Below are 15,057 nucleotides of genomic sequence, written 5' to 3'. Positions count from 1 at the left end.
ATGAGTTTGAGCGTTTTGTCTGTTTATTTTATCAATACAAATATACAAAATTTCCCTGTAACAAGGGCACTCAAACTCACTTTTATTTGTTAAATAAATCAATTCTTTTTACTTCCGAAACTTGAGTATAGAACATATCTGTTTTCCATCTTTCATGTGTAAATCCGAACTCGCGGATAGCAATAATATGCTATCCGCAGAACTTGCGACATCTATCAATGGACAGAAGCCATCCCATTGTACCAAACCAGTACAAAAGGAAATGCCTTTTCCCTTTGAATAAGTTTAGTCTCAGGAACTTCCGAAGAAATTATGCACCATATTTTTATTTAAAATTCATAAGCAAAAGTAATATCTAAACTACTATTCCGGTACTTTTCTTTTGCCAAGGGTAAACCCGAGTCAAAATCTTTACTCAGTTGGGTTAATCCTCTTTCATAACCTGCGATCAACTGATAATGTTCAAAGAACTGGACTCCGATCTGTACACCGACACCTGCATCGAAATGCCGGAATCCGTTTTTCCCGAAGACTTTGGAGGATGAATTCACCTTTTTACCGTCTACTTTGAGTGTTGACTTCCCCCACAAGGCATAACCGGCATAAGGACCTGCCTCTCCGAAAATACTTAAATGGTTACAACAAGCAAGTTTATAGCCTATATGGACGGGTAACTCCAAATAGTTGAGATTGATCGATGATGTAGCCTCACTGTTAACATCGCCTCCATAGCCATAATAAGGATTGCTCTTATACCCCTTCTGGGACCAGTATAACCCAGAAGATAGATAAAGTCCATCAGTAGCCGACTTCAAGTCATATTCACCTCTGAATCCTATTTTTCCACCTACTTTGAACCCGTCAGTATCAATATTGCCCACAGGTTCACTTAAATTGATTCCTGCATTAATGCCATACCTCGCCACCTGTGCACGGGAAGATAAGCCAGCGCACATAAGGAAAACACATAAAATTACTTTTTTCATTTTAAAAATTTAATTGAGTCAAGTCAACTCTAAAAGTTTTGATATTATATAAGTACTATGATGGCAAGCAAAAATAGAGTTTAAAAATAAACCTGTCTACGTCTTTACCTCTGAGATAAATTCACTTCAGGGCAGGTACTATGCTAACATCATCTAATTCCTTACTTTTACTAAGAAGGTCTACCTCAAACTCTTTTCCATCAATATTATTACTAAAGAGACTTTGGACAGATCTACACTAACTATCCTTATAGACTTGTATTGAAAATTGAAAAGCGACTTATAGGAGATTAATAATATTTTCTCCCTCTGTTTTAATCATGGAATTATTCATAAAACTATCACCCTACAAAGATAGATAAAATTATCATATACGAAGTGTTTTTTAGTTCAAAAAGGTTTATAATGTGGTAAAAATCATTTCACAAAGGTTCATAAGGGGGAATTTATTAAGGTAAGGAACGGGGAACACCACAAACAACTGATCAGTTCATCCGGTCGGGATACGGCACCCTTCCTATTGAATCATTTAAGGTATAAATAAGGTCACCGCCGGATAGGCTTCTTTTAACTACCCGGCCAGACCCAGAATTGATGTAAGATGTACTTCACATCGTATAATTTCAACAATATGCTTGATCAGAGGAAACTTCATCTTACGTAATGGAACAAAAGAGGGGATTTAAGCAGGAAAATGTTAATATATTACCAGAAAAACACTTCTGTTAGAATTAATTATATTACTTTTGCTGACAGAAATACCAAATAATAACGAAATCAAACTCAAATAGGTCACCTGAAAGTACAAATAAAAGTCTGTAGATGCAAAAATACAAATTATTACTGATATTAATATTATATACAAGTACTTCACATTCTCAGAACATAACCGGATGTTTAAGGGATTATAGTGGAAACCCAATTGATCTAGCTTCTTTTATTTTGCGCATCACTACTGATACTACTAAAATCGTATCAGCGTCTATGAGTGACTCTGAAGGGAATTTCACACTAAGCTATCCCTCAAGTAAGAACAGACAATTATCTTTACATATTTCTCACTTAGGATATAGGGATACGACATTAGTGTTCCAAGATTCTATACGCACGCTATATCCTAAATTACGTACCGATAAATATTCCATATCTGAAGTCGTGGTCAAAGCTGACAAACGGCCTCTGACATTCAAAAATGGTGAAATTATAGCAGACGCGTCGTTTTTTACCAATAATAAGGGTGATAAAATTATTGACCTGTTGAAACGAATGCCCGGAATAATGATCAAGGACGATAGGATTATTATAGATGGTTCAGAACCGGCTATTGTCATCAATGGCATCAAGCAAAAGTCGTCCATGTCCACTATAATGAATTATCTAGAGTCAGCCTCAGCCAGTATTGTGAAACAAGTAAAAATAAATACTACCCGTTTAGCTGAAAATAGAATCGGTTCCGAAGATGCCACCTTGGAAATCATCACCAATACCAGAAAACTTGACGGCATGAGTTTGACAAATTCTTCCTATTTCCAAAAATACAAGAACGATGCGAACAAATATGGTAACTATACAGATTTCTTGTTCAAGAATAAGGATCTGTCAGGAGACATCTCTTTAGGCGCATCTAATAGGAAGATTAATTCCATGAAAGAAGTTGCATCTGATGGCGAACCCTCCCTTTTACAAACGGATGCCCTGAAGAGATTCTCTTATTTTGGATTGCTAAACATGACTTGGGCACCTACAAAGATAGGAGGATCGATTAATTTATATGGCTCTTATTATAAAGACTTTAGCAAGAATAAGGACTATGAGTCATATAGCATGAACCATGCGATTACAAAGGGAGCAAATAGAAATAACAAGAACGAACCGGATTTGCTGTCTGTTAATGTAGAGTATGATTCCAATGATACTCTCCACAACCAATTCAAATTGTCATACGGTCTGCTTACCGGCCACAGTAATTTAAACGAAGATTACACCAGCACACTGTTGGATCAGTATCATTTGCAAAATAAGTTTTGGGGACACCAGCATATTTTGGAAGCCCAATACGGTTATAAAAAAGATAAATATTTCTTCAAAATCGGCTCTCAAAGTTATCTGGCCAATTTATATCAAAAGGAAAAGATAGAGAGTTATAACTATTACTCAGATATCAAACTGTCAGAAGACATCCTTGCCCTGTATACTTCTTTCAATTACTCCTTGACTAAAAAAGCAGGCCTCTACCTGGGGATCAGAAGTGAATATACTGATTTCAGTCAGAAAACATCAGATCATAAAATCCCGGATTATTACTGGAACTTTTCCCCTTCTTTTGCAATCAATTACGACGTATCCGACAATTATAGCACATCATTAAAGTTGAATTCGAGAAGCAACAGAGCAAGTTTTTACGATATCCTCCCGGGAATTGAAATCCAAAACGACGATGAATATGCCACAGGAAATTCGGAACTAAAACCAGAAAAGGTATACGATGTAAGATGGGAAAATCTTATTCTGAAATATATCAATTTCAGGTTATCCTTCATGTATATACGGGACAGTTGGAACAAATGGTTCGACTTGAGTGATGACGGGCAGCGCTATTCCACCTATAAGAATTTCGGAGATCAACTGGGATACTATGCCTATCTGTCGGTACCTTTCTCTTTCTGCTCCGATAAGTTAAGAGGCGAACTGAATTTAAACGGCCAATATGAAAAATACGTAAGGATTAAAGAAGACGTAGAGTCGTATAGATTCATAGGTAAAAACGGTTATTGGAATTTCCAAAGTAATCTTTTTGTAGGTTACACCCCCAATAAACATTTGAGTTTTTATTTGAATCCTTATATCTCCTCCAGATATAACACGCTGCAAACGTCCGGGCGAAGCGGATTCATCATGAATTTAGGTACTCAATATTCACTTTTAAAAGATGACGACCTAACCATCACTTTATCCATCAACGATCTTTTTGATAAAGATTACTATAAGCAGCATACCTACTATGGAACTCGAGACGTCTATTCTTATACCTATCCGAACAGCATGAATGCAATGATCACGGTCTCCTATGATATAAGCAAGAACGAAAAAGACATTAAGGTCAATAGGAATGAGAACGATACGAGCCGCTTCGAGAAATAAGGGGAATGGTCAGTATCCCCGAACTCGGGAGTTTCCAATGTCTTTTTCATCACCATATCTTATATTCTTAGCAGTCTTATTCTGTCGGTATTCTATTCACATCATCAATGTCTATATTTCTGTTTTTCTTAGCCTGCTTATTTTTCGCAAACATGTATTGAACGGTAAAACTCACATACCGTTTATCAAAGGAATTATTGTGATAAGCACTGATGTTATCATAGGTGTTGGTATATCTTGCATTGTCTTGGTTGAAAAGATCATTCAACTTTAACTTCATGACAAGTTTGTTTTTGATGACATTATAGTTGACGCCTATTGCAAAGCTAGCCCTGTTCTTCCAGTTGGAGCCATTTTCCTTCTGTGGGAATAAGGCCCAATAACTGATATCCGAGTCAAATTTCCCCTTCCGATCCCATTTGATAGCGAGGTTGCCATCAAAGTAGTTGTTCCAGCTTTTAAAGTGTTGGTTTTTATTCAAGCGTGAATAGTCATAATAAGATGATAATGATACTTTCAGCAGCATTAAAGAGGAAATCTGTTGATTATAACTCATATTGACCCCAACCTGATTTTCAAAGGAATAATTTTTATAGGTCGAAACATTTTTCTTGTCGTTATCAAGATAAGAATAAGAGAATATGCCGTTGTCAATATAAGTGTCAAATAGTTTGACATCAAAGTTTCTTCCATTCAGACCAACATCAAAATTATGCGTCTTTGTCGGTTTCAGAAAGGGATTGCCCTCTACATAACTGTCAGGCATGAAATATACAGGTGACAAGGTGAGGTTATCGAACGGGACACGGTCAATAGACTTAGAATAGTCCAGATACAAGGTTTTATCACCCATATCTTTAGAAAGGTTTAAATAAGGATACCACCCTCTGTAGATTTTTTTGTTGCCATCATACAGTTGTGAAGTCATTTCATATCTCAATCCTGCACTGATGTCCAACTGCCCTAACTGTTTTCGGATTGACAGATAAACTCCACCTGTTTTTTCCTTGTATTTCGATCGGTTATCAATCCGGTCATAGCCATAGACTGTGTTAACCCTTAACAGATGCCCTGATAAGCCGTAAGAAAAAGTCAGAGTGCTGTCAACATGTGTATTAAAGTCTACTTTCACATTATTAAGAATATATTTGTCATTGTCATTCTGGGGTGTCGAAATTGCCCCGTCGACAAAATCATTGTTTTCCTTATTTTTTCTGTAATAGAGATTATACAGTATGCTGGCACTGGTAGACGAGAAATGTAGGTCATCAGACAACTGGAAGATATGATTGTTATTATACTGCTTTGAGATCTTGTCCATCAGACTCGTATCATTCTCTGACTGCAAAGCCTTGCTATACACTTTTAACCACTGAAAACTATAAACAAATTCCAGATCATTATTCTCAGTATTCAAATCAAGGCTTAAAGACGTAGACAACGGTTTACCTGTCTGATGGAAATTAGAGTTCTCTGAAACCGTATTATTGTCCGGATAAGTATAAAAGGTATCCGAGTAGCGTGATTTTTTAGCATTCGATCCATTGACAAACAGATTCAGATTTAGGGTTCCCTTCCTGTATGCAAACAATCCACTGGCTGTCTCGCCCCATTCCTTTCCCTTTGTTACGCTTGTGTTCAAAACCGTCAGAAATCCGTCATCTCTCTTTTTTGACATGATGATATTTATTATTCCCGACTTATTATCCGCATCATATTTAGCAGAAGAGTTTGGAATGATCTCAATATGATCCACATCATTGGATTTTAATGAGGACAGATAATCATAAAGGTCCTTACTTTCGAGAGTTGAAGGCTTTCCATTGATATAGATCAGTGTAGAGACTTTTCCAAGAATATTGAATGATTCATCCGTATGTGATATCAACGGGCATCTGCCAAGAGCTTCCGTGACGGACTTGTCTTTGTAGAAAGGAGAATTCTTAAATGAGATCGTATACATATTGCCTTTTCTCTTGAAATAGCCATAATGTCCTTTTACCAGGACACTATCGAGTTTGACCGTTAATATTGTAGAATCACGGCTCATCTCATTTTCCCCAAATGCTGATGCGGTTAAACCACATAGAAACAACATAAAAAGAATTCTGCCTGGAATGATACTGAATACCCTTTCTCCCGGTATGCCCAAGAACATGATATATCCCTTAATTCGGTTTAAAAACATCTGCTAATCTTAATTTATAATAGAAACAGGCACTATCACTCCAGAAAATTGATTTCAACTGTGACAGACGTTCCAGAAAGCATAACCTGCTACTTGTTCACATATATGATGAAGAAGGGAACAATAGGAATTCAAAATCAACACGGCTGAATCCGTCTGATCTCAATCTAAGAAGGTACAATTCCGACAAGTCCATTTTTGGGCAGAACTGCCAAAAGCAGAGTAATCAGGTAATATCTTTTGTCGGTGATACAATCATTATTTCAGTTTGTCTTTTCAAACAATGTTGTAAAGGTATAAATATTTTAATAATAAGGCAAGGAATCATCACATAAATGATCATTTTATTTCACGAAATCACTCAAAAAGAAAGAATTACTTTACGAAAGCTCTCAGAAAGGCAAATGAAATTACAAAGTTCCGGTCAATCCATATAGTTGGATGACTGCGCTTTTTTTGTTATCCATTTAGAATATAAAGGAGATAGGTCTTCGACCTTATTTACCCTTATAAAGGTTTAGGATTAAAGAGAACATGACATATCGAGGAACGCTTTGGTTCCAGGATTCAGTTCTACCTTGAGCATCTACCGTATATTGTTTATTTGAAAGTTGGTGTAATATATCAAAGGCATCTATTTTGGCAATTAATTTACCCTTCAAAAAGCCTTTGGAAAGAAATACATTCCAGATGAAATCATTCGTATTCATCTCATGGCTTTCATATCCCCTTCTACTATACATATTGATATCGGTGCCAAGATTTAGACTAACACCAGGTATCATATATTGCACATTTCCTCCATAGCGATAATCGCATGTACTTATTTTGGTAAAATCACTCCGACTGCCTCTAGAAAATCTCCCGTCAATCTTACCGATCAGTCCAAATGAAAGTTTGCCTAAACGATAGTCGAGATTAGCTTTCACTCCTGCGGTTGTCGTGTTTACGGTACTTAGCACATCAGAAAACTGATTATAAGATATATCGAAATCCACGTTATGGATATATGCTATATAATCATTAAAACTTAAAGTCCATCTTTTTTGAGTATCGAAATTCCATGACATTCCTGAAGAGAACTGGACATTCCAATTTGCTTTTTCCACATTGCTCTTTTCATATATGAAACTACCATCGGTCGGATTGAAAACTATTTTTGTACCCCAGTCATGATGAGTGATTTTTCCATTAACACCTAACCACCAAGTCAATAGGATGGAATCAGGATGGAAGGAGATATTCATATCTACCTGATGTTCTGTTTTGGATTTCAAGAATTTGTTATTTATCTTAATGGACAAGGGATTAGTTGCATCAGCGTAAGGCATCAGATTCTCCATTAGGGGTTCAACCTTACTCATTTGGTATGAAACCGAGAATCTGTTATTCCCAAAAGTTGTATATTTTACTTGAGGTTCAAATCTCACATAACTCCTATGCGCAGTTGTATCCAGATGATTCGTTTGATAATGGATATTTTCATCAGTTGAGGAGATAGGCAATTCCAGGCTGAACTCTCTCTTGTCATTTGAATAATCGAAATCAACACCGAAATTGAATTCGTTCTTACGGTTGGTATAATGATTGCTATTTGCCATATCTATAGGCAGAGAAGTATTTGACAGATCGGAAGGAAGTATACCTATCTCGTTTACGGCGTCAGTTATGGAATCTCCCAATATATAGTATTGGTTATACTTATCTTTATATTCGTGTTTTGCTTCGATATAAGGCGTAATTTGCCAGTCACTTGTCGGATTATAATGGTACCTTACATTGAACGTATAGTTGTAGTTATGACCTCTTAAATCATTTGCATAATTTCTCCCGTAACTTGAAATCGAATCATTATCATGCCATAACCAGACACTCTTGTCAGGACTGTCATTTTGATAATTTCCTTCTAAGGTTATTGCCATCAAATCGCCCCAAGGAAAAGCCTCTGCCAAATTTAATGTAGATGACAATTTTAGTTCATGACTTTTATCAGCATAGTTTTCCGTTTCAACATTAATCGGTAGGACTTGATAGGTTGAGTCATATTTATCATTTCTCGAATTGTGATTTTTATACGTAAAATTCGAAATTAGAGATCCCATAAATTTACTGTTACCAAATGACAGCAAATTGTTGACGTTCACCTGCCTGTTATCATCCTTTAATGACGAATGAGAAGAACTGTTAATGTTTCCTTCACTTGCGAACATTTCTTGTAGTGAATGCCCACGCTCCTTATAACAAGAACCATTGTAAAGGACATCCAATTCTTCATTTATATTTTTGCTCTTGTTTTCCGTATTAAGATAAAAACCTACTTGCCTGGTATTTGTTTCCCCTTGAAGTACCTTCGATGGATTCCAATCCCCATCCTTACGAGGTTTGTTCTCTTCATTTATATTATTTGCATTGCCAAACACAGCTAGATTTGTCCTAGGGGACAACAGTAAATTGAATATTCTTCCCAGTTTTCTATTATTCGTACCAATGCCTGCTTCCCCATTTAAAAGAGAGGACTGCATAAACTTCTTCTTCAAGTTCACATCCATCACATAATCTTTCTGTTTGCTCATAGACATAAGTTTCTCCTTTTCGGTCTTTTCTTTACTGTATACCTTTATCTCCTGAATTGTAAAATAAGGGAGATTATCGAGCATAACCTTATTTTTGCCTTTGAAGAAATCTTTTCCATTAAGGGTCAAATAGTCGATTTTTTTACCTTGAACATATATTTCATCATTATCTCTTATTTCAGCTCCCGGCATAATGTTTATGAGATCTTTCAGTAAAGATCCATCAGCCAGGACGAATGCAGATGCATCATAAACCAAAGTATCCCCTTTGTTCACCATCTGGATTTTAGTAGCTTTAACTGCAACCTCATGGAGGTTTACGCTTTTATATATATCACTTTCTTGTTTCTTCTTAAGAAGAAAGGTCCCTGCAACAATTTCTTGTTGTCTTTTGTAACCTTTAATATTGATTTTCTTGCAAGAGCTGTCATATCCATATTGGTTACATTCTACTATATACTCATGGGCCTTGTTGGGAATTTCAAATGTAAACACAGCGTTTTTGTCAGCTATCGTACATTCTGTGGAATCTACAACTGTAGAATCCATATTAATCAGATATACTTTCGACTTTATAGGAATACCTAAAAAGGAATCTGATACCGTGCCGATCACGGTTATAGTGGTATCTTTATTTATTGAATACCCTGGGGCTATATCTAACAAAAATACATTTAGGAAGATCCATAAATATAGTGAGATATGTTTCATATAATAAAGTTAAAGTGATTATTATCTAACGGTCTTGGTGGTATTAATCTAGAGCGTATTTAACTCTCCTGATAGGTCGTTTATTCATATCATTTATATACTGTAGAACATTAAATGCAATGATCTTTGCAATAATTCTAGTAAACAGTCCGATAGTTTTGTTTGCATAATTATGGAAAATCATGAATTGGTCACAGAGCTGTGAAAAGTTGGTCTCTATCCTCTTTCTGGCTCTTGCATATGGTTTGAAAGCCGGTTTCCAATTCTTCATATTCAACCGATAAGGAACTTCAAGTTTTATACTGGCAGAAGAAAACATATCTTGCTGAAATTCAGTACTGAAATAAGCACGATCTCCAATTATACTACAGTCATGGAACTGGAACTTGACATCCTTCAGATAATGGATGTCATGAACGTTTGCAGGACTGAGGTCATAGGAATATGTATGACTCCGCTTAACCCGCAGACTGCATGGAGTTTATAGCCGTAATAGTAGACGCCCTGCGTGGCACAATAGCCAAAGGAAGGAGCTTTATCCCCGTCTGTCTTTCCAAGTTTACAACGGTAGCCTCTGGCAAGACGGCAGACTTCAATAGGCTTGGAATCGATACAGAAGTATTCTTCGGCACCGTCTATGCTGGAAGCAATGCGCTTACGGATCTCTTCACATAAGTTCCGGGTGAGTTTCCGGCGGTCATTATACTGCCGTCTGGATACGAGATTGGGAAATTTCTGACGGTATTCTTTAAGTCTGTCAAACAGATTGTTCTCACTGTCAATGCTCAGATGCTCTGCTGTCAAGCTGAGGGCTATAACTTCGAGATCTGAAAAGCGGGGGACAACGCCCCGACGAGGTATATTTCCTCGTTCATTAACTAAATCTTTAGAGAAAACCTTGCATATGTCGAAAAATTTCACGAAATTTGAATATAAGTTGTGCATACGTTGAATTGTACTTAGATGTTTTGCCACTACTAAGTTACTAATAATCAACGACATGTGCAACTTTTTGAACATAAATATTTTAGGTATTTAATTCCGCCAACGGGTTATTTAAAAATAAAATCAAGTCTATCAAAAATAAGAAAAAGAATATTTTTTTCAACATAATTATTAGACGATTTGTTGTTATTGTCACCAAACAAAAATAATATAGATCACATTAAGTGCTACAAAAATGACAGCCCTGATATTTTCTTTATTGCGATAAGATCCTTTTTGTTTTATTAGAAAGAGCAATTCAAAGAAAGTTAGGATTAATAGTAAATAAATACATAAACTATGTATTAAACTTATTGAGAATGTGAAATTTAAAATTGCGATGAAATACAATATGATATTGAAAAAAGATAGCCAACTATACATAACCAAAATTTATTATTATATAGGGTTCACTGATTTATTCTCGTCATCCAATGGCGAGAAGTAAAGTTTTCTTAGAGTCAGGGGGCAATCACATGGAATACTAAGGATGTGCAAACATTACCAGAGCGAATATAAACCGTATAATCACCATAAGGGCCTTCAACCTTATCAACATATTTATTCAATTTGATGGTAAGTGTACCATTATCTAAATGAATATCAAAATACTTTATCTCTGACTGGAGGTAAGTACCAGTTACATATTCTGCATCTTTAGGGACGGAATACTTCAACTGGTCTCCGGACGAAGTCATACATCCAATTGTAGTTCCTGCCGCCGGGAGATTGTTTGATGATGAATAACAATTGACATATTTTACTATTGCTCCTTTATTGATACTCTTTTCAAAAATGGAAGAAACTACAATGATCTTATAATAACTTGTTCCCTCGTATGCAGCGCGTACACCCGATGGGAATTCAACGATACCTTCAGGATTATAAAGATAATAAAGATGCCCAGGTTGTACAGCAGATTCATGAGTAATATTTTGTAAAGAAGGCTGATATTCCGTGTTCAGACCAGAAGCTATTCCGGCATCTATTATATACCATGATTGAGCTTTAAAATTATTGGATTTGTTAATATAAACATCAGAATTCGCCAAGTTCGTCTTTCCATTCTCCTCATTCATAATATTGAGCGTTACCGTTCCCTCAGGATCTTTTCTGTCGTTGTCGTTACTGCATGCGTTAAATATCAATACTAACGCAAAAAGCACATAAAACGGAATTAATTTTTTATTCATAATCTTCTTTTTTAAAGCCCTATAATATTATAATGATTTGCTAATGAAGCTATAGTTATTTTCTTTTCTGGAAGATTTTCAAACCACTTCCTTATACCATACATATTAGAGGCTCTAGTAAGAATGCGTAATGAAGATTTCATCTTCTTTTGCAATTCTTTCATCTTTGGAGTTACTTGCAGAGCAACGGCTTCATCACTATCATTAAAAATGAGTTTGTTACTCATTGATTTTTCATTGGACGTAAGAGAAGAAATTCCTTCCTGTTCGTCTGAACAGGATACAAAGGTTACTCCCATTATAAGCAATAACCATAAAAATACTTTGTTTTTCATACTAATTATTATTAATTCAAAGAAATGATAATACAAAGTCCACTTAAAAAAATCAATTATTACCGCTGAAAATGCCATTGAATGATTAACATATTTAGCATAAATTCTTGTTTTTATTTATCATGGACAATTTGAGAGAATCACAGCAAACTCACTTAAGAGTTCACCGAAAGTTTCATTAAATTCAAGTTATTTACCATACATTGTTTAATTTATGAACCAATGTTTATTCTTTATCAAAATACCCATATAGTCGTCTTGACCGTTGGCTGATGATAATTACATAGTTTCCAGAGGACAGACTGGATATCGGGACATAATTGTATGCCGCACAGAGAGTAGTCTCCGTATGATATAGCGGGGTTCCCTGTGCATCAAGTATGGTGATACTGATGTCCGAAAGTGTCTCTAAAGAATATATCCTTATGAAATCACAGGATACGGATAGTTCAGGAACTGTATGTATACCCACACCTGACCGAGTACCAGGAATATTCCAACCTTTAGGATTAGTCACAGCAGGATAATAGGTCTCACCTGCATTTACAGTTAAAAGGCTTAAAAAACTAAAAAGTAAAATCAATAAAACATTTCTCATTATTCGATCGATTTTTGTTTGTGGCATTATTCTCACGACAAAAATAGATAAAATCATCATACCCTGGAGCATTTTTTAGTTCACAAAGGTTCACAAGTAGACAAAATCACTTCACAAAAGTTCACAAAAGCATTTATTAAGGTAAAAAGGCAGGAATAAGTCACAAATTACGGATCAGTTCATCCAGTTGTGATGATGTACCTTTCGCATTGAATAACTTGGAATATAGACGGGCTCTTGCCATACTCAGCGTATTCAACTCATAACCCATATAGACTGCTATCGTTTTCAACGAAAGATCGGCTTTGAGCAGGATGCATATCCTGATGTCATTTTTATTTATGCCATGGCTGGTTCTTCTGATTTTGTCGATACAATTGCCAAAGGCCTGATTTTCTACCAATTCCAGTGCGAGATAGTCCGCATCATTGGGATGAAAGTCAGGACTATGAAATGATCTGTAAATCTCCGAGTCCCTGAACTCCCGGATACGCAAACTTCTCAATTTATATTCAGACTTGATCGTACTATTTTCACTGATCAGGGTTTCCTTTTCAGTCTGAAGCATTAGCTTTCGGGTATCACTGATCTGCAAATTCAGGGAAGAAATCTCTTTCACCAACTCACGGATTCTCTTCTCATTCTTAGCTATGGTTCTTTGACTTTCAGACTGAAGGTCAGAAAACAACTGCCGCATTTTCTCCTGCTGAATTCTGCTTTTTGCCTTTCTGACTTTCACATAATAGATGCCTAGAAAAGCAAAGACTACAAAACACAGAATCATCAGAAATATCACATTATCCCTCATCCTTGCAGCAAAGTTCAACTGCCGCTCATGTTCCAATTTGCGCTCGAGCGTCCTGATCAGATTCTGATTCTGCCGAATCGTATTCATATTGAGGGAGTCGGCACAATTCATGCTTTGATACAGATAAACATTGGCTTCATCCTGATGTCCCTGCTTTGTGCTGATAGCAAATAACTTCAGCGAGGCATCAAGGCAGACCGGTATATTATCCCGATTCAGACTTTTCCTATAATAAACCGCCGCTGAATCCATCTTCCCTGTTTCATAATAATATCTTGCCAGACAAGCATGGTCATAAACGGAATCCTCATCATAATAAGATACGTCAAGAGCCTGCTTAGCCTTCTTGTAATCCTTCAGATCCATATAATTATAGGCAAGTTCGGCCATAACGACTTTAAATATCCGGTCGTTCCCCGTTTTTTTTGCCAGCCAAGCCGATCGCCTGAAATAATCAAGCCCCTTCTCCTTTTCATCCAGAGCAGACAGACAGCGGCCAATGTCACGCAGAAGGTAAATCTCGATGGTAACAATTCCTGTCTTCCTGGAAAAGCAATAAGAACGGAGGAAATAGCCGTACGCCTTCTTGTACATCCTCTGATACATCAAAGTCTGACCGATCCAGTTACTTGCACGCGCCCGTACCGTGTAAGTAAGACTATCGTCCTTTCCTTCCATGTACAAAGCCTTTTTATAGGAATCAATGGCGTCACCCGTAAACTGCATATCGCTGTATACCCTGCCTAAAAGATAGTAGGCCTTCATCCTCTGCAACTGGTTACCATGATGGTTGAAATAGTTCGTCACTGCGAGCATTGTAGAGTCAGAGGTATGTGTGATATAGCATTTGTCCTCAGCCTCTGTTTTCATCAGTTCATAACGCATCCGCACGCTTTTACTTCCATCCTGGACACTGTCTTTCAGACCAGACAACAGACTCAAGGCACTGTCCGGCCGGTTTTCCATCAGTCGGTCTGCCGTATCAAGTGTAGACATAAGTTCCCTATTATTCCTACAAGAAGAAAGAACAATGATTACTGAGAAAATAGATATGATGAAAAGATGTTTTTTCATTATCAGTCGTCAAGTACCTGCAAAGATAATATTTTTAGGCTGATCATGCAAGTCATGTTAGTTTTATTATCAAAATATTCCTTCCATCAGAGACAAAATTTATGAAGATCTTATACCTTTTCCTCTTAACATGATTTTAGAAGGCATGAAATTGAAAGATAGGAAAGGTAAATGACAATAAGCGAAATGTACCATAATGGTGTACCAATATGCAGCATAATGGTATACCAAAATGCAACATATTGGTTTTGTTCTATTTCGAAAGTTACAATGGCAACTTTATGATTATTCCTGCAACATAAAAATGAGTGACTACGAGCACTTTTGATTATAACGGACACTATACTATACCCCAATTTTAGACAATGTTTAACTTTTATTTAAATAATATACTCATCCACGGAGAGCGCGCATAGCGGCAAGAGGCGTCGTGTAACGCCTCGGCGAGCGTCACGCTGCAGATTGA

The 15,057-nt window shown here is 36.5% G+C and carries 8 protein-coding genes and 1 pseudogene; 1 reads left to right on the top strand and 8 read right to left on the bottom strand.

Going from position 1 to position 15,057, the window contains the following annotated elements:
- Window positions 1–329 precede the first annotated feature (329 nt).
- On the bottom strand, window positions 330–986 hold the full coding sequence (locus tag NG821_RS11370) for a porin family protein (protein WP_252761781.1): 657 nt from the start codon (window positions 984–986) through the stop codon (window positions 330–332).
- A 984-nt stretch (window positions 987–1,970) separates the two neighbouring features.
- Here NG821_RS11370 and NG821_RS11365 point away from each other — a divergent pair.
- Window positions 1,971–4,127 (top strand): TonB-dependent receptor domain-containing protein, encoded by a 2,157-nt coding sequence (locus NG821_RS11365; RefSeq protein ID WP_252761780.1) that lies wholly within the window; start codon window positions 1,971–1,973, stop codon window positions 4,125–4,127.
- A 76-nt stretch (window positions 4,128–4,203) separates the two neighbouring features.
- Here the strand turns inward: NG821_RS11365 and NG821_RS11360 are convergent, their stop codons facing one another.
- The 7 genes and pseudogenes from NG821_RS11360 to NG821_RS11335 form a co-directional block, all read right to left on the bottom strand.
- The gene (locus tag NG821_RS11360; protein WP_252761779.1) at window positions 4,204–6,315 is read right to left on the bottom strand and encodes a TonB-dependent receptor domain-containing protein; all 2,112 of its coding nucleotides are present in this window, start codon (window positions 6,313–6,315) and stop codon (window positions 4,204–4,206) included.
- A 497-nt stretch (window positions 6,316–6,812) separates the two neighbouring features.
- Window positions 6,813–9,599, bottom strand: a complete 2,787-nt coding sequence (locus tag NG821_RS11355) for an outer membrane beta-barrel protein (RefSeq protein ID WP_252761778.1) — start codon at window positions 9,597–9,599, stop codon at window positions 6,813–6,815.
- 43 nt (window positions 9,600–9,642) lie between these two features.
- Window positions 9,643–10,619 (bottom strand): annotated as a pseudogene (locus tag NG821_RS11350) (IS982 family transposase).
- A gap of 425 nt (window positions 10,620–11,044) precedes the next feature.
- The gene (locus NG821_RS11345) at window positions 11,045–11,776 is read right to left on the bottom strand and encodes a DUF5036 family protein (RefSeq protein ID WP_252761777.1); all 732 of its coding nucleotides are present in this window, start codon (window positions 11,774–11,776) and stop codon (window positions 11,045–11,047) included.
- An 11-nt stretch (window positions 11,777–11,787) separates the two neighbouring features.
- The gene (locus tag NG821_RS11340; protein WP_252761776.1) at window positions 11,788–12,111 is read right to left on the bottom strand and encodes a hypothetical protein; all 324 of its coding nucleotides are present in this window, start codon (window positions 12,109–12,111) and stop codon (window positions 11,788–11,790) included.
- A 226-nt stretch (window positions 12,112–12,337) separates the two neighbouring features.
- Complete coding sequence (locus NG821_RS12700) at window positions 12,338–12,709, bottom strand: DUF3244 domain-containing protein (RefSeq protein WP_394802088.1); 372 nt, start codon at window positions 12,707–12,709, stop codon at window positions 12,338–12,340.
- 160 nt (window positions 12,710–12,869) lie between these two features.
- The gene (locus tag NG821_RS11335) at window positions 12,870–14,513 is read right to left on the bottom strand and encodes a hypothetical protein (RefSeq protein WP_252761775.1); all 1,644 of its coding nucleotides are present in this window, start codon (window positions 14,511–14,513) and stop codon (window positions 12,870–12,872) included.
- Between the last annotated feature and the right edge of the window lie 544 nt (window positions 14,514–15,057).

Source organism: Segatella cerevisiae (assembly GCF_024054555.1).
Classification (GTDB): domain Bacteria; phylum Bacteroidota; class Bacteroidia; order Bacteroidales; family Bacteroidaceae; genus Prevotella; species Prevotella cerevisiae.
The sequence above is the reverse complement of the archived record's forward strand: the minus strand, read 5'-3'. Positions and strand labels throughout refer to the sequence as shown.

Coding starts and splice junctions, on each gene's coding strand:
- NG821_RS12700 (WP_394802088.1), bottom strand. CDS start 12,709: ATGAGAAATGTTTTATTGATTTTACTTTTTAGTTTTTTAAGCCTTTTA.
- NG821_RS11340 (WP_252761776.1), bottom strand. CDS start 12,111: ATGAAAAACAAAGTATTTTTATGGTTATTGCTTATAATGGGAGTAACC.
- NG821_RS11370 (WP_252761781.1), bottom strand. CDS start 986: ATGAAAAAAGTAATTTTATGTGTTTTCCTTATGTGCGCTGGCTTATCT.
- NG821_RS11335 (WP_252761775.1), bottom strand. CDS start 14,513: ATGTCTACACTTGATACGGCAGACCGACTGATGGAAAACCGGCCGGAC.
- NG821_RS11365 (WP_252761780.1), top strand. CDS start 1,971: ATGAGTGACTCTGAAGGGAATTTCACACTAAGCTATCCCTCAAGTAAG.
- NG821_RS11360 (WP_252761779.1), bottom strand. CDS start 6,315: ATGTTTTTAAACCGAATTAAGGGATATATCATGTTCTTGGGCATACCG.
- NG821_RS11345 (WP_252761777.1), bottom strand. CDS start 11,776: ATGAATAAAAAATTAATTCCGTTTTATGTGCTTTTTGCGTTAGTATTG.
- NG821_RS11355 (WP_252761778.1), bottom strand. CDS start 9,599: ATGAAACATATCTCACTATATTTATGGATCTTCCTAAATGTATTTTTG.